The sequence below is a fragment of the Dickeya ananatis genome, assembly GCF_019464615.1.
Lineage (GTDB): Bacteria > Pseudomonadota > Gammaproteobacteria > Enterobacterales > Enterobacteriaceae > Dickeya > Dickeya oryzae.
The window spans coordinates 173,014-198,372 of the sequence record NZ_CP040816.1; the positions used below are offsets into that span (position 1 = coordinate 173,014).

Annotated in this window: 26 protein-coding genes and 1 riboswitch; of the genes, 7 read left to right on the plus strand and 19 right to left on the minus strand. The window is 52.8% G+C overall.

What is annotated here, in order from left to right:
- Window positions 1–34 precede the first annotated feature (34 nt).
- Both FGI04_RS00720 and FGI04_RS00725 read right to left on the minus strand, forming a co-directional pair.
- Complete coding sequence (locus tag FGI04_RS00720; RefSeq protein ID WP_342698593.1) at window positions 35–592, minus strand: hypothetical protein; 558 nt, start codon at window positions 590–592, stop codon at window positions 35–37.
- Entirely contained in the window at window positions 589–1,161 is a 573-nt protein-coding gene (locus FGI04_RS00725; protein ID WP_407337250.1) for a hypothetical protein, read from the minus strand. Before FGI04_RS00725 ends, FGI04_RS00720 begins: the two co-directional genes overlap by 4 nt.
- Before the next feature lie 224 nt (window positions 1,162–1,385).
- On the opposite strand from FGI04_RS00725, the gene FGI04_RS00730 reads away from it, so the two are divergent.
- A complete protein-coding gene (locus FGI04_RS00730) occupies window positions 1,386–1,865 on the plus strand; it encodes an Hcp family type VI secretion system effector (protein WP_407337251.1) in 480 nt (159 codons plus the stop codon).
- A gap of 67 nt (window positions 1,866–1,932) precedes the next feature.
- On the opposite strand, the gene FGI04_RS00735 is transcribed toward FGI04_RS00730, so the two are convergent.
- Genes FGI04_RS00735 through FGI04_RS00745 form a run of 3 tightly spaced genes read right to left on the minus strand, consistent with a single transcriptional unit; the run spans window position 1,933 to window position 3,926 of the window.
- Complete coding sequence (locus tag FGI04_RS00735; protein ID WP_407337252.1) at window positions 1,933–2,499, minus strand: hypothetical protein; 567 nt, start codon at window positions 2,497–2,499, stop codon at window positions 1,933–1,935.
- A gap of 3 nt (window positions 2,500–2,502) precedes the next feature.
- Window positions 2,503–3,063 carry a hypothetical protein gene (locus tag FGI04_RS00740; protein ID WP_407337253.1) on the minus strand — a complete coding sequence of 187 codons (561 nt, stop codon included), beginning with the start codon at window positions 3,061–3,063 and terminating at the stop codon, window positions 2,503–2,505.
- Between the two features lie 8 nt (window positions 3,064–3,071).
- Window positions 3,072–3,926, minus strand: coding sequence for an N-acetylmuramidase domain-containing protein (locus FGI04_RS00745; RefSeq protein ID WP_342698598.1), 855 nt, complete (start codon window positions 3,924–3,926; stop codon window positions 3,072–3,074).
- A 191-nt stretch (window positions 3,927–4,117) separates the two neighbouring features.
- Between FGI04_RS00745 and FGI04_RS00750 the strand changes: the two genes are divergently transcribed.
- Complete coding sequence (locus tag FGI04_RS00750) at window positions 4,118–4,885, plus strand: DedA family protein (RefSeq protein ID WP_342698599.1); 768 nt, start codon at window positions 4,118–4,120, stop codon at window positions 4,883–4,885.
- 61 nt (window positions 4,886–4,946) lie between these two features.
- Here the strand turns inward: FGI04_RS00750 and ilvN (FGI04_RS00755) are convergent, their stop codons facing one another.
- The 7 genes from ilvN (FGI04_RS00755) to sgrR form a co-directional block, all read right to left on the minus strand.
- Window positions 4,947–5,240, minus strand: a complete 294-nt coding sequence (gene ilvN / locus FGI04_RS00755) for an acetolactate synthase small subunit (protein WP_342698600.1) — start codon at window positions 5,238–5,240, stop codon at window positions 4,947–4,949.
- 3 nt (window positions 5,241–5,243) lie between these two features.
- The gene (gene ilvB / locus FGI04_RS00760) at window positions 5,244–6,908 is read right to left on the minus strand and encodes an acetolactate synthase large subunit (protein ID WP_407337254.1); all 1,665 of its coding nucleotides are present in this window, start codon (window positions 6,906–6,908) and stop codon (window positions 5,244–5,246) included.
- 112 nt (window positions 6,909–7,020) lie between these two features.
- Window positions 7,021–7,122, minus strand: a complete 102-nt coding sequence (locus tag FGI04_RS00765; RefSeq protein ID WP_100224696.1) for an ilvB operon leader peptide IvbL — start codon at window positions 7,120–7,122, stop codon at window positions 7,021–7,023.
- Between the two features lie 130 nt (window positions 7,123–7,252).
- Window positions 7,253–7,945 (minus strand): thiamine ABC transporter ATP-binding protein ThiQ, encoded by a 693-nt coding sequence (thiQ, locus tag FGI04_RS00770; protein WP_407337255.1) that lies wholly within the window; start codon window positions 7,943–7,945, stop codon window positions 7,253–7,255.
- Entirely contained in the window at window positions 7,929–9,539 is a 1,611-nt protein-coding gene (gene thiP, locus FGI04_RS00775; RefSeq protein WP_407337256.1) for a thiamine/thiamine pyrophosphate ABC transporter permease ThiP, read from the minus strand. The genes thiQ and thiP overlap by 17 nt, the downstream gene beginning before the upstream one ends.
- Complete coding sequence (thiB, locus tag FGI04_RS00780; protein WP_407337257.1) at window positions 9,515–10,498, minus strand: thiamine ABC transporter substrate binding subunit; 984 nt, start codon at window positions 10,496–10,498, stop codon at window positions 9,515–9,517. The genes thiP and thiB overlap by 25 nt, the downstream gene beginning before the upstream one ends.
- Window positions 10,499–10,541: 43 nt before the next feature.
- Window positions 10,542–10,696, minus strand: a riboswitch (TPP riboswitch).
- 56 nt (window positions 10,697–10,752) lie between these two features.
- Window positions 10,753–12,420, minus strand: a complete 1,668-nt coding sequence (gene sgrR, locus FGI04_RS00785) for an HTH-type transcriptional regulator SgrR (RefSeq protein WP_407340013.1) — start codon at window positions 12,418–12,420, stop codon at window positions 10,753–10,755.
- Window positions 12,421–12,531: 111 nt separating this feature from the next.
- Between sgrR and sgrT the strand changes: the two genes are divergently transcribed.
- Window positions 12,532–12,690: a glucose uptake inhibitor SgrT gene (gene sgrT, locus FGI04_RS00790; protein WP_342698606.1), complete on the plus strand. Its 159-nt coding sequence runs from the start codon at window positions 12,532–12,534 to the stop codon at window positions 12,688–12,690.
- Window positions 12,691–12,820: 130 nt separating this feature from the next.
- Here sgrT and tnaA read toward each other — a convergent pair whose 3' ends face one another.
- Both tnaA and tnaC read right to left on the minus strand, forming a co-directional pair.
- Complete coding sequence (tnaA, locus tag FGI04_RS00795; protein WP_342698607.1) at window positions 12,821–14,221, minus strand: tryptophanase; 1,401 nt, start codon at window positions 14,219–14,221, stop codon at window positions 12,821–12,823.
- Window positions 14,222–14,320: 99 nt separating this feature from the next.
- On the minus strand, window positions 14,321–14,431 hold the full coding sequence (tnaC, locus tag FGI04_RS00800; protein ID WP_342698608.1) for a tryptophanase leader peptide: 111 nt from the start codon (window positions 14,429–14,431) through the stop codon (window positions 14,321–14,323).
- Between the two features lie 236 nt (window positions 14,432–14,667).
- On the opposite strand from tnaC, the gene FGI04_RS00805 reads away from it, so the two are divergent.
- Entirely contained in the window at window positions 14,668–15,570 is a 903-nt protein-coding gene (locus FGI04_RS00805; RefSeq protein ID WP_407337258.1) for a siderophore-interacting protein, read from the plus strand.
- Window positions 15,571–15,633: 63 nt separating this feature from the next.
- On the opposite strand, the gene leuD is transcribed toward FGI04_RS00805, so the two are convergent.
- The 5 genes from leuD to leuL form a co-directional block, all read right to left on the minus strand.
- On the minus strand, window positions 15,634–16,236 hold the full coding sequence (gene leuD, locus FGI04_RS00810; RefSeq protein ID WP_407274066.1) for a 3-isopropylmalate dehydratase small subunit: 603 nt from the start codon (window positions 16,234–16,236) through the stop codon (window positions 15,634–15,636).
- 11 nt (window positions 16,237–16,247) lie between these two features.
- Window positions 16,248–17,648 carry a 3-isopropylmalate dehydratase large subunit gene (gene leuC, locus FGI04_RS00815; RefSeq protein WP_407337259.1) on the minus strand — a complete coding sequence of 467 codons (1,401 nt, stop codon included), beginning with the start codon at window positions 17,646–17,648 and terminating at the stop codon, window positions 16,248–16,250.
- A 2-nt stretch (window positions 17,649–17,650) separates the two neighbouring features.
- Entirely contained in the window at window positions 17,651–18,742 is a 1,092-nt protein-coding gene (gene leuB, locus FGI04_RS00820) for a 3-isopropylmalate dehydrogenase (protein ID WP_407321836.1), read from the minus strand.
- Complete coding sequence (gene leuA / locus FGI04_RS00825) at window positions 18,742–20,316, minus strand: 2-isopropylmalate synthase (protein ID WP_342698612.1); 1,575 nt, start codon at window positions 20,314–20,316, stop codon at window positions 18,742–18,744. The genes leuB and leuA overlap by 1 nt, the downstream gene beginning before the upstream one ends.
- 93 nt (window positions 20,317–20,409) lie before the next feature.
- Window positions 20,410–20,493 carry a leu operon leader peptide gene (gene leuL, locus FGI04_RS00830; protein ID WP_110371466.1) on the minus strand — a complete coding sequence of 28 codons (84 nt, stop codon included), beginning with the start codon at window positions 20,491–20,493 and terminating at the stop codon, window positions 20,410–20,412.
- Between the two features lie 231 nt (window positions 20,494–20,724).
- Here leuL and FGI04_RS00835 point away from each other — a divergent pair, with 231 nt between their 5' ends.
- From FGI04_RS00835 to ilvN (FGI04_RS00845), 3 genes are all read left to right on the plus strand, one after another.
- Window positions 20,725–22,530 (plus strand): AMP-dependent synthetase/ligase, encoded by a 1,806-nt coding sequence (locus FGI04_RS00835; RefSeq protein WP_342698613.1) that lies wholly within the window; start codon window positions 20,725–20,727, stop codon window positions 22,528–22,530.
- Window positions 22,531–22,909: 379 nt separating this feature from the next.
- Complete coding sequence (gene ilvI / locus FGI04_RS00840; protein ID WP_168366472.1) at window positions 22,910–24,631, plus strand: acetolactate synthase 3 large subunit; 1,722 nt, start codon at window positions 22,910–22,912, stop codon at window positions 24,629–24,631.
- Between the two features lie 2 nt (window positions 24,632–24,633).
- Window positions 24,634–25,125, plus strand: coding sequence for an acetolactate synthase small subunit (gene ilvN, locus FGI04_RS00845; RefSeq protein ID WP_342698614.1), 492 nt, complete (start codon window positions 24,634–24,636; stop codon window positions 25,123–25,125).
- Window positions 25,126–25,359: the final 234 nt, after the last annotated feature.

The window sequence follows — 25,359 nt, forward strand, 5'->3', positions numbered from 1 at the left end:
TCTGTTGGTTTTATCATTGGCCAATAAGTCTAGATTAACGTAAGATAGTTTGAGAAAGATATTTTCTGAGCATCGTAATGCTTTTCTTGTTACCATTATTTTGTAGGCTATCGATAAGTATGCTTTTATCTATTATTGTTCTATTTTCTTTGTTAAGTTCAATTAAAAAATAATTTTTTGCTCGTCTATCTCTTAACCCAACAGTATAAACAAAACCTATAAATGTCTTATCTCTAACATCAATTTTCCCTACTGCATCGAGGCTTAGGCAAGTTGAGTTTTCAAAGTCTCCCTGACCAATAGATGGTATAATGTTACTGATTTCTTTTTTGTCTGTTGACCAACCAATAAAACATAATGGGTTGTATTTTTTGTAATATCCTTCGGCGGGAATTAGTGAACCTATATATTTACCATTTTCAATAATATCAAAAGATTGACTATCATGTATTTTAATCTGTTCTACATCCAGTGATTGAGTTTTTACCGATAGTGCTAGCAGTAGATGGCGGCTATCAGTCGGTATTAACGTAATCGATGCATGTACTTGCAGTGACATCGACAATGCTATTATCGCCAGTGTTTTCTTCATTGCGATTTCTCATCTATTTTCTTTATGTCTTTTTTTAGATCAGCTATGCTCTTTTTTTCTGAGTCATTTTGAAATTTTTCAATGAGTTGACTTTTATCTTCTATTGTTTTTTTCTCTTTGTCTAATTCAATGAGAAAGTAATTTTGAGAGTATCTGTCCCTCAATCCTACCGTGTATACAAAACCAATAAATGTTCTTCCTGCTTCATCTATTTTACCTACAGCGTCAAGTTTTGAACAAAGAGAGAGTTCAAAATATCCTTGACCTATTGATGAGACAATATTAGATACTGTTTTTTTATCAGTGGACCAACCAATAAAGCACAGTGGATAATAATTTTTATAAAATCCTCTGGCGGGTATGATGGTTCCTATGTATTTGCCATCATCAGTAATATCAAACTGTTGATGTTCCTGAATATTGATGTCAATGATTCCTTTATTATTTCCTGACTTGATTACTGCACTTGATAAGGTTTTATCATCATTCTTAGTTAAACTGACTGATGCATAGGATGGTATTGAGACCAATAGTGTTATAAGAAGTGAGGTGTGTATTACTTGTTTCATTTTTTTTGGCTTCTTTTATGATGAGTTTATTTGTTATTTAGTATGTATTTTATAACAAAAAATGGTGCTGTTTCAATGCAGTGTTTGTTATTTTATGATATAAACCATTCTGACGTTTATCTATAAAATTTTATTTTATTGGGATATGGGAATGTGATATGAATTACATTTTTATCGAGAGTCGTGTCTTGCTTTTTTAATATTCTTTAGTTAAAGGGAATTTTATGGCCAATATCATTTATCTGAAAATAGAAGGTAAGAATCAGGGGCTGATTTCTTCTGGGTGTGGATCGTATGACTCAATGGGAAATAAATGGCAACAAGGGCATGAAAACGAAATTTTTGTTTATGAGTTGAATAATTCAGCTGAACGTATTGATAATGTGGCATATCAGCCGGTTGAAATTAGAAAGCCCATTGATAAATCAACGCCATTATTACTCAGCGCATTAAATGAGAATGAATATTTGACCTGCACTTTCATTTTCTATCGAACCTCTGAGAATGGTGGTATGGAGCAATACTTCTCTATCAAACTGTCTGATGCAAAAGTAAAAAATATCAGAATGCACTACCCGAGTTCGATAACACATAACGAGTATCAGCCGGAAGAATTTATCTCTTTTACTTACAAGAATATGTTATGTGAGCATGTTAAGGCGGGAACCAGTGCATACTGCATTTGGGAAAGCCATCTGTTTTAACTGGCAGTCATGTTGTTAGCCTGTCAGGCACCTAATTTTAATTCAGGTGCCTGATAATTGAATGACGTTAATCGGGTATGGAACTCTGGTTTTCTTTGAGGTATTTTCTGAGGTCTATAATACTTTTCTTCTCAGAGTAAAGCTGTAGTTTCTCAATTGTATTGCTTACGTCTATTATTGCTTTCCTTTCTTTGTCTAACTCAAGCAAAAAATAGTTCTGTGCTGTTCTGTCACGTAATGCTACGGTATAAACAAAGCCAATAAATGTTCTTCCTTTAACTTCAATTTTCCCCACAGCATCAAGGCTTAGGCAAGTCACTGTTTCGAAAAAACCCCGACCGATAGAAATTTTTATATCTGAAACGTCTTTCCTGTCGGACGACCAACCGATAAAACAGAGTGGCTCAATATCGTTGTAATACCCTTCTGCAGGCAAAATAGTACCCAGATATTTTCCATCTTCGCTAATGTCAAAAATCTGATTTTTTTGTATTTTTACATCAGTGATTTTTGATGACTGGCTTCTTGTTATCAGCTTACTTAATATGCCGCTATCATGAGGTTTAGTTAGTGTAACCGTCGAATACGAGCTAAATGGCATTGCCAACATAATTACTATAAAAATAATTTTCACTCTTTATTTTTCCATTTCTTTTTTAAGATGTTTTCTGATTGCAGTAATGCTCTTTATTTCATCGGTGTTTTGCAAAGCATCTACAATATTACTTTTATCTGTAATGGTTTTTTTATTCTTATCAATCTCTAATAGGAAGTAGTTTTTTTCTGTTCTGTCATCAGGTAAACCGACAGAGTAAACAAAACCAATGAATGTTTTTCCTGCAGACTCTATCTTTCCTACTGCATCAATGTTTTCGCATTGTGAAAATTCAAAGTCGCCATTTCCCATTGACAATACAATGTTGGAAATGGTCTTCTTGTCTGTAGACCAACTAATAAAACAAACTGGATAGTAATTTTTATAAAATCCTTTCCCAGGTATTATTGTTCCTATGTTGCTATTGTTTTCATTAACATCAAACGATTGTTCTTCTTGTATTTTTATATCAACAATTCCTCTTTTGTTTGCATCTTCAATGGTTGTTTTCATTAATGATGCATCGTTGTTTTTCACCAGGCTAATTGCGGCGTGAGATTGTAATGAAACAGTTAGCATGATTAGGAGTAATGTTTTTTTCATAAAATTATCTACTGTCTGCTTGTTAGTGAATGATAGTTATTTGCCATTTTTATATGATAGTTTCTTTCGGCATATTTTTTTCCGTTGTAGAACTTCGCAAATGTTGTCCAATCTTTATTTTGTAATGCTGTACGCAAGGTCGGCGTATTTTTTATATGGTTAATAAAAGCAAATACCTGACCGTTAGTGTTTTTCATTGCAGAAACAAAGTCTTCAAGCTCATTAAATCCTGCACTTCTATAATTTGCTCCCATAATCTGGAACGCCCCCCAGGAGACAGACATTAGTGCGGCTTGTCTATCCAATGCCATGGCTTTTTCGAGCCTTTCATATTGAAGTTCATGTGAGCCATACTGCTTGTAACGCTCACCAGATATCTCTGGGTACGAATGGTCATATCTACCTTGTGTTAGTCGTCGAAAGTAGTGCCGTTCATAAAGTATTTTTGGTTTCCCTGGGCTGATAAAGGCACTACGTAGCGCCGTTTCCGTCATCACCACCGCTTTGATTGCCGCCACTTCGCAGTTTAATTCTCTGGCGGCATTCAGATAGAGTTCTTCGGAAACGCTGTCACCAGAATCGCTGGAAAACGAGGGTTGAGAGGTTGCCGGGCGTCGGATATGAAGATGATTTAATTTCCTCAGTGTGGGGCCATTCGGGGAAACGATGCCGTCAGGCGAATGCATTCCGACTATCTGGCGTTGAAAGTGGGTGATGGCGGTTTGTGTTCTGATACCGACAATACCATCAACGCTCAGCGTTCCATTTGAGCGGCTATTCAGTAACTGTTGAACGGTTTTGACATCTTCAATCCTGTTGACTTGCCCTTTGCCAACAGGAAAAGCAATCCTGGCTTCTTCCATCGGTAAATCCATTCACGACTTTAAAGTGTGTGCTTTTATAACAACAAAATAGTGCTGCTTCAAGGAAGTGACGCGTCGGCGATGGGTAGCACCGTGCCAGACGCTCTTTTACTCCTTCCTGCCATACGCCAGCGGTTTCCTGCTATCATCCCGTTATCTTTGTTTATAAAAAAGCAGAAATGTAGAGAATTATGGAAGCCTGGCTGGAGCATCTGATCACTCAATCGTTGGCGTATTCGCTGACGGCGGTACTGCTGGTGGCGTTTCTGGAGTCGCTGGCGTTGGTAGGGCTGCTGTTGCCTGGCACAATAATGATGGCGTCACTGGGCACCTTGATCGGCAGCGGTAATATGGGGCTATATCCCGCCTGGGGGATGGGGATCATTGGCTGTCTGCTGGGGGACTGGATTTCCTATTTCATCGGCTGGCACTTTAAAGAGAAGTTACATAACTGGTCATTCCTGCAAAAGCACCGGGCATACCTGTATCGCACAGAGAAAATGCTGCACCAGCACAGTATGGCGACCATTCTGATTGGCCGGTTTTTTGGCCCGACCCGGCCGCTGATCCCGATGGTAGCGGGGATGTTGCAGCTATCGCCCCGGCGTTTTGCACTGCCGAATATCATCGGTTGTCTTACCTGGCCTCCGGTGTATCTGCTGCCCGGTATTCTGGCCGGTGTGGCGATTGATATTCCCAAACAGGCGGACAGCGGTAGCTTTAAGTGGCTGCTGCTGGTGACCGCTGTCCTGCTGTGGTGTGCGGGCTGGTTGGTATGGCGGTGGTGGCGTGCTCCTCGAGGGAATACGGCGGAACCAACCACTTGGCTGACACTGGGGCGCCTGCGCTGGCTGGCACCATTGACGGCAGTTATCGCGGTCATCAGTCTGTGGCAGTTGTGGCAGCACCCGTTGATGCCGGTTTACCGACACCTACTGTGGCAAATTCTCAATGGGTAAGTTTTTAAACCGATAAATGAGTTGAGGCGATACCAGACAGAGCGGTATCGCCTTCTGAGGGTTAGCGGTAAAACTCTGCTACCTGATCAAAGATTTTCATCTCTTCGCCGTGGCGGGTCACCTGTATTACGTCTTCGAGTTTTTCTACCTGGCTTATCATCTGCGGTAAGCGGTGATCATCTTTCACCAATAGCCAGATACGGCTTTGTTCATTGCCGGGTAGCGGCATACACATGATGCCTTCCACGTTGAACGCGCGGCGGGCAAACAGCCCGCACACATGGGACATCACGCCAGGGTGGTTGCGTACTGAGAGTTCCAGTGTGACCTGTGCAGTCGTCGATGAAGTCTGCATAATTTAATCTCCAATCATCTCAATATTGGCGGCACCCGGCGGTACCATCGGGAACACTTTTTCGTTGATATCAATCGCGGCGTGAATCAATGTCGGGCCGGGGCGTTGCAGTGCGTCGCGCAAGGCGGCTTGCGGGTCTTCCGCCGCGTTCAGATCGCAGGTGGCGAAACCGAATCCGGCGGCGATCGCCAGAAAGTTGGTTTGGTAACGGTAGTCTGATGCGACGAAGTTCTGCTTATAGAACAGCTCCTGCTGTTGGTGCACCAACCCCAGTGACTGGTTGTTCATCAGGACGATTTTGACGTTCAGATTCTCTTCCGCCGCAGTAGCCATTTCCTGAATGTTCATCATCAGGCTGCCGTCACCGGAAAAGCACACCACCGTACGTTGTGGTTCCGCCAGCGCCGCGCCGATAGCCGCCGGTACGCCAAAGCCCATGGTGCCGAAACCGCCGGAGGTGAGCCATTGGCGTGAGCGTCGCAGTGGATACGCCTGCGCGACCCACATCTGATGCTGGCCTACGTCCGTGGTGATGATGGCCTGGTCGTCCAGTTGCGCCGCCACCGCGCGGATCAACCCATAATGGCTGAGCGGGTCGTCGGCATTTGGCATATTGAACGGAAAATCACGTTGCAGGGCACGCACCTGTTCGAGCCACTCGGTGCGGGGCTGGCGTTCGACCAATGGCAGTAACTGCTCCAGTGCTTGCGCGACATCGGCGTGAAGTGCAACGTGCGGCTGGCGGATCTTACCGAGTTCAGCGGGATCGATATCGATGTGGATAACACGGGCATCCGGGCAGAACTCTTCCGCTTTACCGATAGCGCGATCGTCAAAACGGGCACCCAGTACGATCAGCAGGTCAGACTGTTGCAGGATCATGTTGGTATAGCGGGCGGCATGCATCCCGAGCATCCCGAGCGACAGGGGGTGATCCACTGGCATCGCGCCCAGTGCCATCAGCGTCATGGTGGTGGGTAACCCGGCGCGCTCAGCCAGTTCGATGGCTTGCTGATGCGCATCTGCACTAATGATCCCACCACCCAGATACAGGATCGGTCGTTTGGCCTGATTGATCATCGCGGCTGCCGCGTTCAGGGCATGGGTATCGACAACCGGAGCCGGGGACAGTGTGGCCGGTGCAGGCAGTTCCGCCAGTTCGATGGTCGCGGTTTGCACGTCTTTAGGGATGTCCACCCAGACCGGGCCGGGACGGCCGGATTGTGCCAGCCGAAAGGCGTCGTTAATCACCTGCGGCAGTTCGCTGATATCGCGCACCAGATAGTTGTGCTTGGTCACCGGGATCGAGATGCCATAGGTGTCGACTTCCTGAAACGCGTCGGTACCGATCATGCTGGAAGGTACCTGACCGGTGATGCACACCAGTGGAATAGAATCGAGCTTGGCATCGGCGATGGCAGTCAGCAGGTTGGTGGCACCGGGTCCGCTGGAGGCCATACACACCGCTGCTTTACCGCTGGCGCGTGCCATCCCCTGAGCGATGAATCCGGCACCCTGTTCATGGCGGGCGAGTACATGGCGAATGATGTGGCTTTTTCCCAACGCATCGTACAACGGCAGCGCCGCGCCGCCCGGAATACCGCTTACTGTGGTGATGCCTTGCTGCTCCAGCAGACGGATAATCAGCTCAGCCCCTGTATAACGCATAGTCATATCCTTTATCAGAGCCGGTCAGGAGGAGCGGGGAGGGTGGACATAAAGAAACCCCGCTCGGCTTGCGCCGGCGGGGTTTGGGAATCTAGGTTTGATTCGGAACCCGTTACGGCGCGCTGCCGACCACGACCACCACGCGCACGACGACGACCGCGTCAAGCAGCGCGGCGTTGTTTAGTAGTGCGAAAGTAGAGGTGGTGTGTTTCACGGGTAACCTTAATGTTCGTTTTGGTTAATTTGCGCTCCCATATAACCATGAGCGCGGAAAAATAGACAAGGCTTCAACACAGCAAAACCACAAAAATGTGCTTAATGTCACATTTTAAATGGGGTGTTTGTCATCCCAGCCCCAGTATTTTCGCGGCCTGTGCATGCTGCGCCAGTTCGCGGGTCGGGCCATCGTGATAGATACGGCCGTCTACCACCAGTATGCTGCGTGGTGCAATGCGTATGGCGTCTTCCAACTGGTGTGACACCATTAATAGCGTCAGGTGCCGTTCGCGGCAAATCTCATCCACCAGTGACAGCATTTCCTGACGTAGCGCCGGATCGAGTGCGGAAAACGGTTCATCCAGCAGCAGGATCGGTTGCTGGCGAATCAGGCAGCGCGCCAGTGCCGCCCGCTGGCGTTGCCCGCCAGACACCTGCGACGGCAGGCGTTCCAGCAGTGGTGAAAGCCCCATGCGGCCCGCGATATCACGTAGCGTTTGCTGCTGATCCGCACTTAATTTCAGGCCGGGATGCAGACCAAGGGCGATATTCTGCGCCAGCGTCAGATGGGGGAACAGGTTGTTTTCCTGAAACAGGATCGACACCGGGCGTTTTGCCGGTGGCGTGGCATCATGATCCTGCCCGTTAAGCTGTAACTGGCCGCTATCGGCTGACAGAAAGCCCGCTATCAGGCTCAGCAGGGTACTTTTCCCCGCGCCACTCGGGCCCAGAATGGCAAGGTGCTCGCCGGATTGCACCTGTAAATCGAAGCGCATCGGCAGGTGTTGGTAGAGATAGGTCAACTTATGGAGTGCTATCATGTAAGCCTGCCAGTTTCTCAATCAGGGTAAACAGCGTGAAGCACAATACCAACAGTAGCAGCGCCGTTACCGCGCCATCGGCACTGCGATACGCGCCGATTTGTTGATAAAGGTAAAACGGCAGGGTGCGAAACTGCTCGTTGCCAAATAGCGCGATGATGCCGAAATCACCCACCGATAATACGCAAGCAAAGGCCAGCGCCTGTGCAATAGGCGCGCGTAGCGCCTTCAGTTCCACCACCCTGAGTCGATTCCAGCCACGAATATCCAGTGACTGACACAACAAGCTGTAACGTGCGGCGGCGTCAGTCATCGGGTTTTCCAGCACTTTCATCGCATAGGGAATAGCCAGCAGCGCATTGGTCAGCACCACCAATCCGTAAGGGGAGGACGGTAGCCCGATAGTTCGATTGAATAGCAGGAAAAACCCTGACGCCAGCACAATGCCCGGCATCGCCAGAATCAGCATACCACTCAGGTCCAGCCACTGGGCGGCTAACCGTTGCTGACGCAGTTTCAGTTCACGGCTACTCCACAATAACATCAGGGTTAACGCTACGCTGAGCACACCGGCTGCCAGCGCGATACGCAACGAGGTCCAGAGCGTTTGCCACAATGCCGGCTGGCGCAATACGTCTGGCAATGAGCGATTTAGCCCATCGGCGAAGACGGCCAGGAGCGGTGGCAACAACAATAACAGCGCTGCTGTAATCAGTAGCGTATCGGTGACCCGGCTAAACAGGCTGTCCTGTGGGTCGCGCCAGCGCTGGCGGTTGCTGACACCGACTGCCAGTAACCGGCTCAGCCGTTGGCTGAGTAACACCAGCCCCAGACAACAGACCATCTGCAACAGCGCCAGCAGCGCGGCCCGCGCAGGGTCATAATCAAAGTTCAGCGCCTGATAGATAGCCAGTTCGATAGTCGTCGCCTGCGGGCCACCACCCAGCGCCAGCACGGTAGCAAAGCTGGCAAAGCACAGCATGAAAATCAGTGCCCCGGCAGGTAAGAGCTGGCGGCGTAGCCACGGCCACTCCACCAGACGGAAGAAGTACCAGCCGCGCAGGCCGAGTTGGGCTGCCAACTGGCGTTGTTCGGTCGCAATACCTTCCAGCGCCTGCAAGAACAGTCGCGTTGCCAGCGGCAGATTAAAAAAGACATGAGCCAGCAGGATGCCCTGCAAGCCGTAAGGCGAAAATCGGTATTCGATGCCCACCTGCATCAGCAAACGTGCCAGCCAGCCTTCCCGGCCATAGACGCTGAGTATACCGAACACGGCCACCAGCACCGGCAGTACCAGCGTCATCGCGCACAACCGCAGCAGCAGGCGATGGCCGGGAAAACGGCGACGATACAACGCCCGCGCCAGAAATAGCGCGGGCAAGGTGGAAAGCAGTGCCGATAACAACGCCTGCCAAAAGCTGAAGCGAATGACATGCCACAGATAGCTGTCATTCCATAGTGACAGCCAGGGGGTAGGGGGGGCGTCCAGCCACAGTGCGCCGAACGCCAGTGCCGCAGTTGCGATCAACAGAACTGCGGCCAGCAGCCCCGGCCACAGCCAGCCTGGGATCAGCGGCTGACGGCGCGCTGCCATGCCTGAACCCAATTCGCCCGCTGTTCTGCGACTTGCTGTGGGGAAAACTCCAGCGCGCTGGCTGGCAGCGTCAGGGTGTTGTAGCCCTCAGGCAGCTCGGTTTTGATCACCGGGTACATCCAGTTGGTGGTCGGAATGAGCTGTTGAACGGTGGGGCTTATCATAAATTGCAGGAAGCGTGCCGCCAGCTGCGGGTTTTTACTGCCAGCCAGTGAGGCGGCGACTTCGACCTGCATATAGTGGCCTTCGCTGAAGTTGGCGGCGGCATAGCTGTCTTTTTTCTCAGCGATGAGATGGTAGGCCGGTGAGGTGGTGTAGCTCAGTACCAAATCGGCTTCACCTTTCAGGAACAGGCCGTAGGCTTCGCTCCAGCCTTTGGTGACGGTGACGGTTTTCGCCGCCAGTTTCTGCAAGGCTTGTGGTGCTTTGTCGCCATACACTTTTTGCATCCACAACAGTAACCCCAGCCCCGGTGTGCTGGTCCGAGGATCTTCGTAGATCACTTTCCACGGCTGGTCGCTTTCCACCAGTTCATGCAGGCTTTTGGGCGGGTTTTTCAGTTTGTCTTTGTTATAGACGAAGGCGAAATAACCGTAGTCGAACGGCAGGAAGGTCTCGTTGTGCCAGCCGCCGGGCACTGCCAGCGTGCTGGTGTTCACGCCATGCGGGGCGAACAGGCCGGTCTGTGCTGCGGCTTGTACCAGATTGTTATCCAGCCCCAGCACCACATCCGCCGACGTATTTTTACCTTCCATTCGCAGGCGGTTGAGCAGGGCGACACCATCTTCCAGCGCCACGAATTTCAGCTCACAGTCGCACTCTTTTTCAAACGCGGTTTTGACTGCCGGGCCGGGGCCCCACTCCGAGGCGAACGAGTCGTAGGTGTAGACCGTCAGAATGGGTTTGGCAAACACAGGGGCGGACAGCAATAACAGGCAGGACAATAATTTCTTTAACACTTTGCGCTCCAAATTGTTGAAGGCGGCAAAGGTCTTTGAGCAAGCAGAATGCAGTCTCAAATCCCTTCGCCGGTATTAACCGGATCAGGTTCGACGGGTATTTTCTCAGCGGCGCAAACGTACATGGTTGTTCGTGCATGACTCTTCTTACATGACGACGCGTACATGAATGTTGGGGCCGCACCCCGTTGAGAACGGCATCATTGTAAAGTGTTTGTCACATCAGGAAAAGCGCCATGACGGGGAGCGGAGGGTCAGGTGGTGGGGGCGGGCGGTGCGAACCAGGCCGACTTGAAATCGAACCAACCCAGTGTGTTCATGTGCAGCCCTCGCATGTTGGCCTGCCCTTGCAAGCGCAACCAGTGATGGAATAGCGGGTGAAGTTGCTGGTTACTGACCAGCGACTGGCTCCACTCCATCAGCGACAGGGAGCCCTGACGCCACCGACGCGCGGTGTTATCCAGCTCGTCTTCCCCTAAACAGTGTCGCAGCAACGGCAGTTCATACAGCATCGCGAACAGAGAAAACTCCAGCGGCAGATAAACGTTGGCGCTACCGAGCCAGATATCGCCGGCATCGGTGCCCTGGCACCAGGCGTCGAATTCCAGGCTACGTAGCGTCAGTGTGACGCCGTGTGATGCCAGCAAGCGGCTCATGATGTCGCTTATCACCGCGTACTCAGGGTGATCACGGTAGTAAGTGAGCGTGAGGTGGGTCAGCCCAGCCGGTTTTTCCCGTACCGCGCGCGGTGGGCTGTGATGCCAGCGCGGGAGCAAGCCATAGGCAGGAGACCAGTCACTCTGGTATGGGTTGTCAGCCAGGGCAAGCATCGCTACCGGGCTTAATACCTGACACAGCCAGTGGCGGATCTCCGGGTCTGTCATTGGCGCAGAACGGCGGTCAAACAGCAGGAAATAACAGCCTTCTTCGAGTCGATTCTCCAATTCATTGTCGATGGTGTCATCGCCTTGCAGCGTGACCGTACAGGCGGGGATAGCCGGTGCGTCCGGCAGCACCCAGATACTGACCTCATCAATCAGCGCCCGGTAGCCGAAGTAATCGTCAAACGCGGCAATTTTTAACTGATTGGGGGAATTGCGCACCACCTTATAGGGCCCGGTGCCCACCGGTTGACGCATAAAGTCCGGCAGCGTTTGCCATTCTTGCGGCAGGATCATTGCCGGTACGCTGCCGAGCAACCACGGTAGCCAGTCGTCAGGCATGCTGAGCCGGATATCCAGCACGAACGGCGTCGGTGACGAGATGTCCGCTAAATGGGAAAACAGCGGCAGCGACGTTAACCGGGATAACGAGGCGATCACGTCTTCCATCGTCAGTTCCCGGCCGTGGTGGAAACGAATAGCCGGGCGCAAGTAGAAACGCCAGTGCAAGGGTGACAACGCCTGCCAGTGGTGCGCGATATCCGGCAACAGTTCCCCATTTTCCTCATTTAGGCTGGTCAGCCCGCTGAAAATCTGGCGGGCGATGTGAGTTTCCGAGCGGCGTAACGCACCGCCGGGCAGCAGATTATGCATCGGTCGATAGTAGAGGATTCTTAGCAGGTGGCGACCTTGCCGCACGCTGCGACCAAGGTGTGACATCAGCATCTGGCGTACGGTTTCCTTGTCACCCACCAGTTGTACCAACTGGTCGATGCGGTCCTGCTCCAGCAGGTCTTCCGCCCGCTGCTGTTGCAGGGTTAATCCCGTGTAGAGAAAACTGAGACGCGAGCGTTTACCACGCCCGGCTTCTGCCTGCCAGGTGAGCCAGCCTTGTTGTTGCATGGCGTTGAGTAGCGAGCGGACATGGCGACGGGAGCAACTGAGCAACCCGGCCAGTTCCTGCAGCGTGGTGTCAGTATCCTGACCTTGCAGGCATTGCCATAACCGAACGAATTGTTGTTGCAAGCGTGGGGAGGACATAAAAGGGGAACTCCACGACTCAAGGTCATCAATATATTTTTCCCTATATTACGCGGATACTGAATAGCAGTGAATGGTTCTGTACGCGAACCGTCGTGAAGGGGAGGCTATATGTGCCGGTTATTCCGCTTTTATCGTCGCTGGCTTTGCCGAGGCTGTCGTCGGGGATGGGGTGTACTCACCGCTCCCCAGCGAATGGCATTGCTGTTACAGGTTACGCAATGGCAGATCCAGGATATGGAGGAGGAAGACTATCGCCGCTGGCTGTAATGCCGGTAGTTATCGAATGAGAGTGAGAACGACGGCGGGAAATCGCCACAGTGTTCTGAGTAATGGTGCTGTTCACCAGCCAGCGGAGTGCTCCGCTGGCTTTTTTTATAGCAGTTTTGATGATGGTGCGTTATTCCACCGGTTTCAGCCGGGCGACAAAGTGGCGCAATACCGGCGGCTCATAGGTGAACGTCAGACCTTTGATGCTGCTGGCTCTTTCTTTCAGTGCAATCAGCGAGTCGGCGATATAGTCCATGTGATCGTTGGTATACACCCGGCGCGGAATGGTCAGGCGCAGCAGTTCCAGCGGCGACGGCTTCTGTTCGCCGGTGTCCGGGTCACGTCCCAGCAACAGTGAACCGATTTCCACACTGCGGATACCCGCTTCCAGATACAGCTCATTATTCAGCGCTTGTGCCGGGAACTGCTCCGCTGGGATATGCGGCAGCAGCTTTTTCGCATCGACAAACACCGCATGCCCACCTACCGGGTATTGAATCGGAATCCCACCGGCACGCAGGCGCTCGCCGAGGTAGGTCACCTGGCCGATACGATAGGTCAGGTAGTCTTCGTTCATGCCTTCTTCCAGACCGATAGCCAGCGCTTCCATGTCACGCCCCGCCAACCCGCCGTAGGTCACGAACCCTTCCATTGGTACACAGCGGATGCGTACCTCGTTGAACAACTCTTCGTCGCTGCGAAAACAGCACAGTCCGCCGATGTTCACCATCGGATCCTTCTTCGCTGACATGGTGAGCATGTCGCCGTACTGGTACATCTCATGGACAATCGCTTTGATCGAGCGGTTCTCATAACCGGCTTCACGTTGTTTGATAAACCAGGCATTTTCACAAAACCGGGCCGAGTCGATCACAACCGGGATCCCGTGCTGCTGCGCGATGCGATATACCTCGCGCATGTTACCCATTGAAATCGGCTGGCCGCCGGAGCTGTTGCAGGTGACGGTGGTGATGATCGCCACGACGTTGTCCGCACCGTGTTGCTCGATGGTGGTCTGTAACAGGTCAAGGTCGAAGTCGCCTTTCCAGTCGTAATAGGTGGTGGTGTCGAAGGCTTTGGGTGTCACCACGTTGATGGCGCGTGCACCGTTTAACTCCACATGGGCAGCGGTGGTGTCAAAATGGAAGTTGGAAATGAACACCGGTTTCTTGCCGCCGCCGGCGCGCTGTTTTTTGGCGATCAGACACGGGAACAGGATTTGCTCCGCGCCACGGCCCTGATGGGTCGGAATCGTGAACGGATAACCCAGCAGCGCCTTGACCTGATCGCACAGATGGTAGTAGTTGCGCGACCCGGCATAGGCTTCGTCGCCCATCATCAGCCCGGCCCACTGTCGGTCGCTCATGGCGCCGGTACCGGAGTCGGTCAGCAGGTCGATGTAGACATCCTCACTGCGTAACAAAAACGGGTTGTAGCCTGCTTCCTGCAAGGCGCGTTCCCGTTCGTCGCGAGTGGTCATACGGATGTTTTCTACCATTTTGATACGAAAAGGCTCAGGGATGCGTTTCATGCACTTTCTCCATAACGCCAGTCAGCAGGCCGGTTTGCCGCTGTATGACGTCAAAAACAATAAATTGAAATAAAAGGAAAAAATCAGCGAGATGCTGAATCAGGCATGAAACGGGCGTGGGAAATCGTCGGTAAGGCGGTGGTCGATGTTGAACCAGGGGCGACAGTCGCCGGAGAGGCTCAGGCGATAACACCGGATGATGCGTGTCATGAGGTCTCCTTATCTCGTGAATAACGAACAACCAGAATAAGGCAAAAGTACCGGATAAAACCGTGATCACACGGGCGATCCCGCACTGACAGTATAGCCTTATATGAGAATTAAAATTAATTCAATAATGGTTCTCATTAGCGTACTTTAATGTTAAAACAGTCGACGTTTGGCATCGGAACCGGGTGTTGGGGCGTGTTGCCGTGGAGTCACTAACAAAGAGGTAAAGGCAGGTTATGGCTGGGGTAAAGGAATATAAAGTGTTTGATGTGACGTTGGCCCATAAGACATTGCTTACCCCATCGCTGATGCGTTGTGTATTCAGCGGCGAAGCGGTGAAGAAGATGAAAATCTGCTCGCCGGATCAACGAATTAAAGTATTGCTGCCCGCCGAGGACGGCACGCCGCCGCGTCTGCCGGATGTCGGCGAGTGGTACAAGCTGGTGCAGGCAATGCCCAAAGCGCAACGCCCGATTCCCCGCACCTACACGCTACGCAGTCTGGATACCGTCGCCGGAGAAATGGTGGTGGAGTTCGTGGTGCACGGCACCGAAGGCCCGGCTTCAGCCTGGGCGATGAGCGCGCAGCCCGGCGAAGAATTGCAGGTAGTGGCGCCGCGCGGCGATTTTGCCGGCGATAACGGCGGCTATGAATGGGTACTGTCGGAAAATACCCGTCAGGTGCTGCTGATGGGGGATGAAACCGCGCTGCCGGCGATCAAAGGCATTCTGGAACAGTTATCGCAACTGGATAACACACCGCAGGTGCAGGCATTTATCGAAGTACCATTACAGGCCGATTGCACTGACGATTATCGCCAGTTGCCGTTTGCCGAGGTGGTATGGCTGCCGCGCGAAGGCACTGGCGCGACCTATGGTGAGCGCTTGCTGGAGGCGGCGCGCCATTGGTCATGCCCGGTAGCGCAGGTAGCAGCACAGCCAGTGATGGTGGCAGATATCGAAGAGGGCGAGAAGGTGTGGGAACCGGCCAGCACGCAGCAGGGGCAGTTCTTCGGGTGGGTGGCCACGGAGTCCTCAGCGGTGAAGGCGCTGCGCCGCTATCTGCTGGCAGAAAAAGGCCTTGCGCAGGAGTCAGTCACCTTTATGGCCTACTGGAGCCGCGGTCCGCGTCCTCATTGAGGTTGTTGACAACAAAGCCCACAGAAGTGGGCTTTGTGCGTGCAATAAAACAGCAAGGCAAAACTAGCGCAGAAACGCCGGTTGTTGCTGCTCGTAGCGGGAGATGGCCGCTTCGTGCTGCAGCGTCAGGCCGATGCTGTCCAGACCGTTTATCATGCAGTGACGGCGGAAGCTGTCTATTTCAAACGAATAGGTTTTCTCGCCTGCTTTAACCTGCTGTGCTTCCAGATCCACCGTGAAGGTAATGCCTTCATGGCTGGCTACCAGTTTGAACAGGTCGTCGATATCGGCATCGCTCAATTTAACCGGCAACAGCTGGTTGTTAAACGAGTTACCGTAGAAAATATCGGCGAAGCTCGGGGCGATAACGACCTTAAAGCCGTAGTCGGTCAACGCCCACGGCGCGTGCTCACGGGAAGAGCCACAGCCGAAGTTTTCGCGTGCCAGCAGAATGCTCGCACCTTTATAGCGCGGCTGGTTCAGCACGAAATCCGGGTTAGGCTGCTGACCGGCATCGTCCAGAAAACGCCAGTCGTGAAACAGATGCTGACCAAAACCGGTACGGGTCACCTTTTGCAGAAACTGCTTCGGGATAATCGCGTCGGTATCGACGTTGGCGGCATCCAGCGGCACCACCAAACCAGTGTGTTGGGTAAATTTAGCCATGGTTGCCTCTCTTAATTCAGTTCACGGATGTCTGCAAAACGACCGGTAATCGCTGCCGCCGCCGCCATGGCGGGGCTGACCAGATGGGTGCGGCCGCCACGGCCCTGACGCCCTTCAAAGTTACGGTTACTGGTCGAGGCGCAACGCTCGCCCGGATTCAGACGGTCGTTATTCATCGCCAGACACATAGAGCAACCGGGCAGACGCCATTCGAAACCGGCATCCAGGAAGATTTTGTCCAGACCTTCGGCTTCCGCCTGCGCTTTGACCGGGCCGGAACCGGGGACAACATAGGCTTGTACACCATCGGCCACTTTGCGCCCTTTGGCGATGGCGGCAGCAGCGCGCAAGTCTTCAATACGGGAGTTGGTGCAGGAACCGATAAACACTTTGTCGATTGCCACTTCTGTCAATTTCACGCCCGGCTGCAAGCCCATATACGCCAGCGCTTTTTCTGCCGAAGCGCGCTCTACCGGGTCATTGAAGGATTCCGGTGTCGGGATGATTTGATCAACCGCGATCACCTGACCGGGGTTGGTGCCCCAGGTCACTTGCGGCGCGATGTCGGCGGCATTCAGTGTGACAATGGTGTCGTAGTGCGCATCAGCGTCGGAGCGCAGGGTGTTCCAGTACTCCACGGCAGCATCCCAATCGTTACCGGTAGGCGCGAACTGACGACCTTTCAGGTAAGCAAAGGTGGTGTCGTCCGGCGCGACCAGACCGGCTTTGGCTCCCATTTCGATCGCCATGTTGCACAGGGTCATGCGGCCTTCTATGCTCAGCGCTTCGATAGCGCTGCCGGTAAATTCCACAACATGGCCGGTGCCGCCAGCACTGCCGGTTTTACCGATGATAGCCAGCACGATGTCTTTGGCGGTGATGCCAGGGGCCGCGTTGCCCACGACCTCGATCTTCATGGTTTTGGCGCGGCCTTGTTTCAGTGTCTGCGTCGCCAGTACATGCTCGACTTCAGAGGTGCCGATACCGAATGCCAGTGCGCCGAACGCACCGTGGGTGGCGGTGTGGGAGTCACCACAAACGATGGTCATCCCCGGCAGCGTCATACCTTGTTCTGGCCCGATAACGTGTACGATGCCCTGAAACGGGTGGTTCAGGTCATACAGTTGTACGCCAAACTCGGCACAGTTTTTGATCAACTCCTGCATCTGGATACGGGCCATTTCGCCGCTGGCGTTGATGTCACGTGTCTGAGTCGAGACGTTGTGGTCCATGGTGGCGAAGGTTTTGCCCGGCTGGCGGACTTTACGGCCCATGGCGCGCAAACCGTCGAAGGCCTGCGGTGAGGTGACTTCATGCACCAGATGGCAGTCGATATACAACAACGGGGTTTCATTCGGTGCTTCGCGGACGACATGCGCATCGAACAATTTCTGATATAAGGTCTTAGCCATGATTACGCCCCTTCTGCTACAAATCGGGCAATCGCATCGCCCATTTCATCGGTGGTGACGGCGTTGCCGCCGCTGGCCAGATCGCCGGTGCGGTAACCTTCCGCCAGCGCCTGGTTAACCGCCTGCTCAATGGCGGTGGCGGCATCATCTGCACCCAGGCTGTAGCGCAGCAACAGCGCGGCGGACAGGATTTGGGCGATCGGGTTGGCAATGTTCTTGCCGGCGATATCCGGTGCTGAACCACCCGCCGGTTCGTACAGACCAAAGCCCTGCTCGTTGAGGCTGGCTGAGGGCAACATCCCCATTGAGCCGGTGATCATCGCGCATTCGTCGGATAAGATGTCACCGAACAGGTTAGAACACAGCAGCACATCAAACTGGGACGGATCCTTAATCAACTGCATGGTCGCGTTGTCGATGTACAGATGGTTCAGGCGAACATCCGGGTAATCGCGGGCGATTTCGTTGACGATTTCGCGCCACAAAATGGAGCTTTGCAACACGTTGGCTTTATCGATAGAGGTGACGATGCTGCGGCGCTTGCGTGCGGATTCAAAGGCGATGCGGGCAATGCGCTCGATTTCGAAACGGTGATACACCTCGGTATCGAAGGCACGTTCGTACATGCCGCTGCCTTCACGGCCTTTCGGCTGGCCGAAATAGATACCACCGGTCAGTTCACGCACGCACAGAATATCGAAACCGTTGGCGGCGATGTCGCTACGCAGCGGGCAGAAGGCTTCCAGTCCCTGATACAGGCGCGCCGGGCGCAGGTTGCTGAACAGGCGGAAGTGTTTGCGCAGGGGTAACAACGCGCCACGTTCTGGTTGCTCTGCCGGTGGCAGATGTTCCCATTTCGGGCCGCCAACCGAGCCGAACAGAATGGCGTCGGCCTGCTCACAGCCCTCAATCGTCCCCTGTGGCAGCGGCGTACCCTGACGGTCGATGGCGATGCCGCCGACGTCGTATTCGCTGGTGGTGATGCGCAAACCAAAACGCTGGCGAACCGCATCCAATACTTTATACGCCTGAGCCATCACTTCCGGGCCGATGCCGTCACCGGGTAAGACGGCAATATGGTAATTCTTGCTCATCACACTGTTTCCTGACTGTTGTGTTTGTTGTGTTGCTGCAAACGCTGCACTTCTTTTTCAACCAGTTGCGCACGTTTGATGTTGTTTAATACGTTAACCATCGCATTGGCGGAGGATTCGACGATATCCGTCGCCAGACCGACACCGTGGAAACGGCGGCCCTGATATTCCACCACAATGTCCACCTGGCCGAGTGCTTCCTTACCTTGCCCTTTGGCGGACAACTGGTATTTGACCAGATTGATCGGGTAGCCGGTAATGCGGTTAATGGCCTGATAAACGGCATCAACCGGACCGTTACCGGTAGCGGCTTCGGACAGTGTCTCGTCGCCACATGACAATTTGACGGACGCTGTAGCCATAACACTAGAACCAGATTGCACGCTGAAGTAGTCCAGACGATAGAATTCGGAGCTTTCCTGCTGGTTATTGATAAACGCCAGCGCTTCCAGGTCATAGTCGAATACCTGACCTTTCTTGTCGGCCAGTTTGAGGAAATCGGCGTACAGCGTATCCAGATTGTAGTCGCCTTCTTTATAGCCCATTTCTTCCATGCGGTGTTTAACGGCGGCACGGCCAGAGCGGGAGGTCAGGTTCAACTGCACTTCTTTCAGGCCGATGGATTCTGGCGTCATGATTTCGTAGTTTTCGCGGTTTTTCAGTACACCGTCCTGATGGATGCCGGAAGAGTGAGCAAACGCATTGGCACCCACTACCGCTTTGTTGGCCGGGATCGGCATGTTGCAGATCTGGCTGACTATCTGGCTGGTACGGTAGATTTCCTGGTGGTTGATGCTGGTGTGCAGGTTCATCAACTGATTGCGTACCTTGATGGCCATGATCACTTCTTCCAGTGAACAGTTGCCAGCACGTTCGCCGATGCCATTGAGTGTGCCTTCTACCTGACGAGCGCCAGCATGCACTGCTGCCATGGCATTGCCCACCGCCAGACCGAGGTCGTCATGGGTATGCACGGAAATGATCGCTTTATCGATGTTCGGCACACGCTGATACAACGAAGCGATGATGTTGCCAAATTCGTGGGGCAGGGTATAGCCCACGGTATCCGGGATATTGATGGTTCGGGCGCCAGCGTTAATGGCGGCTTCCACCACCCGGCTCAGGTCTTCGATCGGGGTACGGCCAGCGTCTTCACAGGAAAATTCCACATCGTCGGTGTAGTTGCGGGCGCGTTTAATCATATACGTTGCCCGTTCAATGACTTCATCCAGCGTGCTGCGCAGTTTGGTAGCGATATGCATCGGCGAGGTGGCGATAAACGTATGGATACGGAACGCCTCGGCAACGCGCAAGGATTCGGCCGCCACATCAATGTCTTTTTCAACGCAGCGCGCCAGGGCACAAACACGGCTATTTTTGATGTTACGGGCGATAGTTTGTACCGATTCGAAATCGCCGGGAGAGGAGACAGGAAACCCGACTTCCATCACATTGACGCCCATCCTTTCCAGCGCCAGGGCAATCTGGAGCTTTTCTTTCACACTCAGGCTGGCCTGCAACGCTTGCTCACCGTCACGCAACGTCGTATCGAAAATAATCACTTGTTGGTTCATCGGTCTGGTTCCTTTGTTCTGTTTGCCTTGGCGCCCGGCGAGTAAAAAAAAAACCGCGCAACAGCGCGGGTTTTTTATGGGGGTGACCTGAAATCAGCTCTGAATTTCGCCCACCGGCATACCGCGCAAGTAAGATGCGTTTAGTAGTAGGCCTAGTAGCTGAGCGACGTTAAACATGCTGTTTCAGTATCCAAAATGAGTTGAAAACGTAGTTCTGCTTTTATTGGTACTTGATTCCCGCAGTGATGTCAACATCGGGATCATCACCGATGGTGATATTCGGGGTGTTTTGCCCGTCACATTCCTGGTGGAAAAGCGGCGTAAAGGGCTTTGACGCTACTGATGGGCGCGGTAGACTGCCTGCCCGGTTTTTACGCCTATTTTTGAGATTGTCAGACTTTTACGCGCATGAAGACGAATTTACTCCCACAATACCATCTGGTTCACCGCATTCAGCAGCAAATAGCCCAACGTCCTGACGCGCTGGCGTTTCGTGAATGGGAACCCGGTCAGGAACAGCAACTTGACTGGCATCAGGTGGGCGAGCGTATTCGCCGCATCGCCTGCGGCCTGCTGGGGGTGGGCGTTGATGTTCAGGAGCGGGTGGCCATCTTCTCTGATAATTCAATCAACTGGTCGCTGGCAGACCTGGCATTGTTGCACTTGCGAGCGATTACTGTGCCGCTTTATGCCACCAGTGCGGCGCAGCAGGCGGCCTTTATTCTCAATGAGGCGGATATCCGAACCGTTTTTGTGGGCGGTCAGGCGCAGTTTGATTTATTGATGTCGCTACGTAGTACCTGTCCGCAACTGCGCACCATTATTTTGCTTGATGAGCAGACACGTCGCCGTGGTTGCGATATCGCAGTCTCACTGCAGGAGTTTGAAGCTCAGGCTGAGCTATCCGTGTGGGAGTCTGTCCTGCGTCAGCGTGTGGTAGAGCGGGAGCTGCACGACCTGTTCACGCTCATCTATACCTCCGGCACTACCGGTGAGCCGAAAGGCGTCATGCTGGATTACGCCAACATGGCAACCCAACTGATGCTGCATGATGAGCGGTTGCAGATAAGCGAACAGGACGTGTCGCTATGCTTTTTGCCGTTATCGCATGTATTCGAGCGTGCCTGGAGCTTCTTTATCATGCACCGCGGCGCACAGAATGTTTATCTGCGTGATACCAATCAGGTGCGTGCGGCGATGACAGCAGTTAGCCCGACGGTGATGTGCGCCGTACCGCGTTTTTACGAGAAGGTGTTTAGCGCTATCCATGAAAAAGTGGCGCAGGCACCGTGGCATCGACGCGCGCTGTTTCACTGGGGAATCGCCCAGGGCACGAAGCGGTTTTTACGCCAACAAGCCGGAAAACGCGCTGGTGTGTGGAATGCGCTGACCTGCCAGCTTGCTGATCGACTGGTATTGTCACGTCTACGTCAGTTGCTGGGAGGACAGGTGCGTTTTCTGCCAGCGGCAGGTGCGCGTCTGGATGACAATATCATCGCTTTCTTTCAGGCGATGGGGGTGCGTATCGTTTATGGCTACGGCCTGACGGAAACCTGCGCCACGGTGTCCTGCTGGGAAGCGAATCAGTACCTGCTCGGGTCGGTGGGGACGCCATTGCCGGGTATTGAGGTGCGTATCGGCGAGCAAAATGAAATCCAGGTACGTGGCGCAACCGTGATGCGTGGCTACTACCAGCGTCCACAAGACACCGAGGCCGCGTTCACATCAGACGGCTGGTTTAAAACCGGCGATGTGGGTGACGTCGACGGGAACGGTAACCTGTTCATCACCGAACGCCTCAAAGATCTGATGAAAACCTCAGGCGGCAAATACATTGCGCCACAGCATTTGGAAGGGGCACTGGGGCAGGATCGTTTCATTGAGCAAGTTGCTGTGATAGCGGATGCCCGCAAATATGTCTCTGCGTTGATTGTGCCGTGTTTTGAAGCACTGGAAGAGTACGCTCATTCGATTAATCTGCGGTATCAGGACCGGCTGGAGCTGTTGCGCCATAGCCATATTGTGTCGCTGTTCGAACAGCGGCTGCGTGAGGTGCAAAAAGAGTTTGCCCGCTTTGAGCAGGTGAAGAAATTCACTTTGTTGCCGACGCCGTTTAGCCAGGAGGAAGGCGAACTGACGCCAACATTAAAACTCCGTCGTAAGGTCATTCATCAGCGTTATCAGCTGGAAATTGAGGCTATGTACACCGAGTAGCAGACATTTCGACGGCGATGACGCACGTTGAGTCGCAATTTTATCGTCAATATTTCACTCTGTAATGCCTGACCACGGCGGGATATTTTTTAATGTCGTGGTCACTCCCCAGCGTTTTATCTGTTTCGTTCCTCTTTTAACAGTTGATTTACCATTATCATACCGTTGCCAGCCCGGCTGCGGCGTTTGCCTGCTTCATAATCTGGCGTTATGTTAATAAGTTATATGTAAAAACCCGGGCGATATACTGTGAAAGCGCAGGCGTGTGGCGAAAGCTCGTACGCTCTTGTTTCATTCACCGTGTATCGTCTAATGAGCGCGGGGGGTTCCCCTGTCAATGCAGAAGCAACTCGCTATCTGAACAATAAGAGGCAAACCCATGGAGATGTTGTCAGGCGCCGAGATGGTGATTCGATCGTTGATCGATCAGGGCGTAAAACATGTGTTCGGCTATCCGGGCGGTGCGGTGCTGGATATTTACGATGCGCTGCACACCGTTGGCGGTATAGAACACATTCTGGTGCGCCACGAGCAGGGCGCAGTACATATGGCAGACGGCTACGCCAGAGCGACGGGTGAAGTCGGCGTCGTGCTCGTGACCTCGGGGCCGGGCGCAACCAATGCCATTACCGGTATTGCCACCGCGTATATGGATTCCATTCCGCTGGTGGTGATTTCCGGCCAGGTGGCGACGTCACTTATCGGGTATGACGCCTTTCAGGAATGCGACATGGTGGGGATTTCCCGCCCGGTGGTGAAGCACAGTTATCTGGTTAAACAGACCGAAGACATTCCCACCGTGCTGAAAAAAGCCTTCTATCTGGCGTCTACTGGTCGTCCCGGGCCGGTGGTGGTGGATTTGCCAAAAGACATTCTTAATCCGGCCAAAAAGCTGCCGTATGCCTATCCTGATCAGGTGAGTCTGCGCTCTTATAACCCGACGGTACAGGGGCACAAAGGCCAAATCAAACGCGCGTTGCAGACGTTGCTGGCCGCCGAGCGCCCGGTCATTTACAGCGGTGGCGGCGTTGTTAACGCTAATTGCCATCAGGAACTGCGCGAACTGGCGGAAAAACTCAACCTGCCAGTGGCAAGCTCGTTGATGGGGCTGGGCGGTTTCCCGGGCACGCATCGCCAGAGTCTCGGCATGCTCGGTATGCACGGTACCTACGAAGCCAACATGGCGATGCACAACGCCGATGTGATTTTTGCCGTCGGGGTTCGTTTTGACGACAGAACCACCAATAACCTCGCGAAATACTGCCCGAACGCTACCATTTTGCACATCGATATCGACCCGGCGTCCATCTCTAAAACCGTGGCGGCGGATATTCCGATCGTTGGCGATGCACGTCAGGTGTTAAGCCTGATGCTAGAGCTGCTGGCGCAAGGCGGCGAGGTTCAACAGAAATTCGACGCGATGCGTGACTGGTGGTTGCGTATCGAGCAGTGGCGTTCCCGTCAGTGCCTGAAATACAACACCGATGGTGATGCCATCAAACCACAGGCGGTTATCGAAACACTGCATCGCCTGACACAAGGCAAGGCTTACGTGGCATCCGATGTGGGGCAGCATCAAATGTTCGCTGCGCTGTATTATCCGTTTGACCAGCCGCGTCGTTGGGTCAATTCCGGCGGCCTGGGGACAATGGGCTTCGGTCTGCCTGCCGCGCTGGGTATCAAGCTGGCATTGCCAGAAGAAACGGTTATCTGCGTGACCGGTGACGGCAGTATCCAGATGAATATTCAGGAGCTGTCTACCGCACTGCAATATGACCTGCCGATTGTGGTGGTGAGCCTGAACAACCGCTTCCTCGGTATGGTGAAACAGTGGCAGGACATGATCTACTCTGGCCGTCACTCCAGTTCTTACATGGAATCCCTGCCGGATTTCGTCAAGCTGGCGGAAGCCTACGGCCATGTCGGCATCACCATCGATACCCCGGATGAGCTGGAGCCGAAGTTAAAAGCGGCACTGGAACAGAAAAACCGGTTGGTGTTTGTGGATGTGCGAGTAGACAGCAGTGAGCATGTCTATCCGATGCAGATCCGCGGCGGTGGGATGGATGAGATGTGGCTAAGCAAAACGGAGAGGACCTGATCATGCGTCGTATTTTGTCGGTATTGCTGGAGAATGAATCGGGTGCTCTGTCGCGCGTGATTGGCCTGTTTTCTCAACGCGGTTACAACATTGAAAGCCTGACCGTCGCCCCGACGGACGATCCTACCTTGTCGCGGATGACTATCCAGACAGTGGGTGACGAGAAAGTGCTGGAGCAGATTGAAAAGCAACTGCATAAACTGGTGGACGTGCTACGGGTTAGCGAACTGGGTCAGGGTGCGTATGTTGAGCGTGAACTGATGCTGGTGAAATTGCAGGCTACCGGTTATGGCCGCGAAGAGGTCAAACGCAGTGCGGAAATCTTCCGCGGGCAGATAGTCGATGTCACTGCATCGCTGTATACCGTGCAACTGGCGGGGACCAGCGAGAAGCTGGATGCGTTTCTTAACAGCGTGCGCGAAGTTGCTGAAATTGTTGAAGTGGCGCGTTCCGGCGTCGTAGGCGTATCGCGCGGAGAGCGCGTTATGCGCTGACGCAGTGCTGAAATGTCGTCGATTGTTTGACGATTTGCTGATTTTCATACAGCAATACCTGCTTTTCTGATGGTATTATTGAGCCCGGCCATGAAGCCGGGCTTTTTTGATCCTGATTGCTGTAAATAATAAAAGCGGTTGCCCGTCGGTGTTTTCTGCGTTTAGATCGGTATCATATCCACGGTTAATGCATGGTTATCTTTCCATTCTTCGTTTTTTGTCCGGCTTATTAAG

What these genes read in the sequence shown, in the direction of transcription:
- FGI04_RS00740 (WP_407337253.1), bottom strand. Translation starts at nt 3,063, where the DNA reads ATGAAAAAAACATTACTCCTAATCATGCTAACTGTTTCATTACAATCT.
- ilvN (WP_342698600.1), bottom strand. Translation starts at nt 5,240, where the DNA reads ATGCAGACTTCATCGACGACTGCACAGGTCACACTGGAACTCTCAGTA.
- tnaA (WP_342698607.1), bottom strand. Translation starts at nt 14,221, where the DNA reads ATGAAACGCATCCCTGAGCCTTTTCGTATCAAAATGGTAGAAAACATC.
- leuB (WP_407321836.1), bottom strand. Translation starts at nt 18,742, where the DNA reads ATGAGCAAGAATTACCATATTGCCGTCTTACCCGGTGACGGCATCGGC.
- sgrT (WP_342698606.1), top strand. Translation starts at nt 12,532, where the DNA reads ATGTGCCGGTTATTCCGCTTTTATCGTCGCTGGCTTTGCCGAGGCTGT.
- FGI04_RS00720 (WP_342698593.1), bottom strand. Translation starts at nt 592, where the DNA reads ATGAAGAAAACACTGGCGATAATAGCATTGTCGATGTCACTGCAAGTA.
- FGI04_RS00725 (WP_407337250.1), bottom strand. Translation starts at nt 1,161, where the DNA reads ATGAAACAAGTAATACACACCTCACTTCTTATAACACTATTGGTCTCA.
- tnaC (WP_342698608.1), bottom strand. Translation starts at nt 14,431, where the DNA reads ATGACACGCATCATCCGGTGTTATCGCCTGAGCCTCTCCGGCGACTGT.
- leuA (WP_342698612.1), bottom strand. Translation starts at nt 20,316, where the DNA reads ATGAACCAACAAGTGATTATTTTCGATACGACGTTGCGTGACGGTGAG.
- sgrR (WP_407340013.1), bottom strand. Translation starts at nt 12,420, where the DNA reads ATGTCCTCCCCACGCTTGCAACAACAATTCGTTCGGTTATGGCAATGC.
- thiQ (WP_407337255.1), bottom strand. Translation starts at nt 7,945, where the DNA reads ATGATAGCACTCCATAAGTTGACCTATCTCTACCAACACCTGCCGATG.
- ilvN (WP_342698614.1), top strand. Translation starts at nt 24,634, where the DNA reads ATGCGTCGTATTTTGTCGGTATTGCTGGAGAATGAATCGGGTGCTCTG.
- ilvB (WP_407337254.1), bottom strand. Translation starts at nt 6,908, where the DNA reads ATGCGTTATACAGGGGCTGAGCTGATTATCCGTCTGCTGGAGCAGCAA.
- FGI04_RS00745 (WP_342698598.1), bottom strand. Translation starts at nt 3,926, where the DNA reads ATGGAAGAAGCCAGGATTGCTTTTCCTGTTGGCAAAGGGCAAGTCAAC.
- FGI04_RS00750 (WP_342698599.1), top strand. Translation starts at nt 4,118, where the DNA reads ATGGAAGCCTGGCTGGAGCATCTGATCACTCAATCGTTGGCGTATTCG.
- ilvI (WP_168366472.1), top strand. Translation starts at nt 22,910, where the DNA reads ATGGAGATGTTGTCAGGCGCCGAGATGGTGATTCGATCGTTGATCGAT.
- leuD (WP_407274066.1), bottom strand. Translation starts at nt 16,236, where the DNA reads ATGGCTAAATTTACCCAACACACTGGTTTGGTGGTGCCGCTGGATGCC.
- thiP (WP_407337256.1), bottom strand. Translation starts at nt 9,539, where the DNA reads ATGGCAGCGCGCCGTCAGCCGCTGATCCCAGGCTGGCTGTGGCCGGGG.
- FGI04_RS00805 (WP_407337258.1), top strand. Translation starts at nt 14,668, where the DNA reads ATGGCTGGGGTAAAGGAATATAAAGTGTTTGATGTGACGTTGGCCCAT.
- FGI04_RS00730 (WP_407337251.1), top strand. Translation starts at nt 1,386, where the DNA reads ATGGCCAATATCATTTATCTGAAAATAGAAGGTAAGAATCAGGGGCTG.
- leuL (WP_110371466.1), bottom strand. Translation starts at nt 20,493, where the DNA reads ATGTTTAACGTCGCTCAGCTACTAGGCCTACTACTAAACGCATCTTAC.
- leuC (WP_407337259.1), bottom strand. Translation starts at nt 17,648, where the DNA reads ATGGCTAAGACCTTATATCAGAAATTGTTCGATGCGCATGTCGTCCGC.
- FGI04_RS00835 (WP_342698613.1), top strand. Translation starts at nt 20,725, where the DNA reads ATGAAGACGAATTTACTCCCACAATACCATCTGGTTCACCGCATTCAG.